Origin of the sequence: Clostridium estertheticum (assembly GCF_018861295.1) — a bacterium.
Lineage (GTDB): Bacteria > Bacillota > Clostridia > Clostridiales > Clostridiaceae > Clostridium_AD > Clostridium_AD estertheticum_D.
The window spans coordinates 1-1,233 of sequence record NZ_JAHLDM010000085.1; the positions used below are offsets into that span (position 1 = coordinate 1).

General features: G+C 33.7%; 3 tRNA genes and 2 rRNA genes. All 5 read right to left on the bottom strand.

What is annotated here, in order from left to right:
- Window positions 1-731: 731 nt before the first annotated feature.
- Window positions 732-807 (bottom strand) — tRNA-Ala (locus KPL54_RS25740).
- A gap of 3 nt (window positions 808-810) precedes the next feature.
- Window positions 811-887 (bottom strand) — tRNA-Ile (locus KPL54_RS25745).
- Between the two features lie 6 nt (window positions 888-893).
- Window positions 894-1,010: ribosomal RNA gene (gene rrf / locus KPL54_RS25750) — 5S ribosomal RNA — on the bottom strand.
- A gap of 41 nt (window positions 1,011-1,051) precedes the next feature.
- Window positions 1,052-1,126, bottom strand: a tRNA-Asn gene (locus tag KPL54_RS25755).
- Between the two features lie 5 nt (window positions 1,127-1,131).
- Window positions 1,132-1,233, bottom strand: a 5S ribosomal RNA gene (gene rrf / locus KPL54_RS25760); the annotation flags it as partial.

Consider the following 1,233-nt stretch of genomic DNA (forward strand, 5'->3'; position numbering starts at 1 on the left):
TATTATTTCATTTCTTTACCTATTTCTCTGTTTAATTTTCAAAGACCAATTTGCTTTGTCATCATGTGACGACTTCTACTATAATACTAGGCTTTTCATGTTTTGTCAAGTGTTTTTTTAAATAAATTTTCAAAAGAAAACTTTTTAAATCATAATCAACATTTAACTTGTGTGCCACTCATTTGTGACGACAAGAAATATTCTATCATAAACGTAATACTATATATTTTATTCATTCATTATATACGGTTATTAATCCTTATTTACTAGATATTACTCTTCAATGCTTTCTTTTAATTATATTGACACACATGGTTAAGTATATAATGATATATCCATATTTCAACACTTAATTCATTTATTTATAAAAACTATTAATAATTATATATACTATTTTAACGGTTTTACAAATATTCATAAACCACTATACTTTAGCTAATAATTCAAATTTCCATTAATAGAAACCATATCTATTTTATTCTTTGTCTATTATAAAAATCATTAAGATGTTCATATTAAAGACGAAATTTTAAATTTCTCCTCCATATAAAAAATGTTTTAAACGCTTTCTTAAATAAGTATACCTGTCACAACAAAACAAGACTTCACTAGAGTTTAACTCTCTTATGAAGTCTTTAATATTATAGTAATAAAATCACTACCTTATTCTATTTTTTATCTTTGGATTATTATTTTACAAATAAAAAGAACAATCTAATATAGACTGTTCTTGGTGGAGATAAAGGGAATCGAACCCTTGACCCCCTGCGTGCAAGGCAGGTGCTCTCCCAGCTGAGCTATATCCCCATATGGTGGACCTTCAGGGACTCGAACCCCGGACCGACCGGTTATGAGCCGGTAGCTCTAACCAGCTGAGCTAAAGATCCATATTTATCTGGCGACGACCTACTCTTCCACAAGGTTACCCCTGCAGTACCATCGGCGCATTGAAGCTTAACCTTCGTGTTCGGTATGGGAACGGGTGTTACCTTCATGCCATAATCACCAGATTTATTGATATCTACCAAATATGTTATTGTATTATAAAAAATGGCTCCGCGAAAAGGATTTGAACCTTCAACCTATCGGTTAACAGCCGAGCGCTCCACCGTTGAGCTATCGCGGAACATTACCTAGCGACGACCTACTCTTCCACAAGGTCACCCCTGCAGTACCATCGGCGCATTGAAGCTTAACCTTCGTGTTCGGTATGGGAACGGGTGTTACCTTCAT